The organism is Herbaspirillum lusitanum P6-12 (assembly GCF_000256565.1).
In the GTDB taxonomy this organism is placed as follows: Bacteria; Pseudomonadota; Gammaproteobacteria; order Burkholderiales; family Burkholderiaceae_D; genus Herbaspirillum; species Herbaspirillum lusitanum.
This window is the reverse complement of record NZ_AJHH01000192.1, coordinates 1-813: the sequence shown is the minus strand read 5'-3', so window position 1 is coordinate 813 and position 813 is coordinate 1. Positions and strand designations below refer to the sequence as shown.

The following is an 813-nucleotide window of genomic DNA, read 5'->3' as shown; positions in this document are numbered from 1 at the left end:
GCAGGCCGAAGAACAGCAGGAACAACTGCTGGCCGGCCGTAGAAGTAACCCTGGATTTCATCGCAGCCCCAGGCGCGCAGCAATTCGCGCTGGGTCACGGTTTCCACGCCTTCGGCAATTACCGACAAGCCGAGATGGTGGCCCAGGTTGATGACCGCCTGCACGATCGCCGCGTCTTCGCTGTTGGGACGCAGGTGGCGGATGAAGGACTGGTCGATCTTGAGCTTGTCGATGGAGAATCGCTTGAGGTAAGCCAGCGATGAATAGCCCGTGCCGAAATCGTCGATCGCCAGCGTCAGGCCGCGCTTGCGCAGATCTTCCAGCAATTCGATGGTGCGTTCGACATCGCGCATGACGATGCCTTCGGTGATCTCCAGCTCGATGAAGGACGGATCGATCATGCTTTCGGCGAGCGTCGTGGTGACACGGCGCAGGAAGGATGGATGATGGAACTGGCGCGGCGAAATGTTCACCGCGATGACGAATTTGCGTGGCGTTTCCAGGCTCCATATCTTGGCCTGGCGGCATGCTTCGGCCAGCACCCAGTCGCCGATCGGCACGATCAGTCCGGACTCTTCAGCCAGCGGGATGAAGTCGGCCGGCGAGATCAACTCGCCGTTGCGGCGCCAGCGCACCAGCGCCTCGAAGCCGACCAGGCGATCGTCCGTCAGTCCTTGCTGCGGCTGGAAATGCAACTCCAGCTCATTGCGTTCGATCGCGTGACGCAGTTGCGCCTCCAGCGCCAGGCGTTCCTGCGCGCGCGTGTTGAGCGCATTCGAGTACTGCACGAAGCAATCGCCGCCGGCGTCCGCA

The 813-nt window shown here is 61.9% G+C and carries 1 protein-coding gene; it reads right to left on the bottom strand.

All coding sequences use genetic code 11. The features are described 5' to 3' along the window. Nucleotides 1-788, bottom strand: a 788-nt coding sequence (locus HLUSI_RS0106565; protein ID WP_238533933.1) for a putative bifunctional diguanylate cyclase/phosphodiesterase, incomplete at its 3' end; no start/stop codon positions are given. Nucleotides 789-813: the final 25 nt, after the last annotated feature.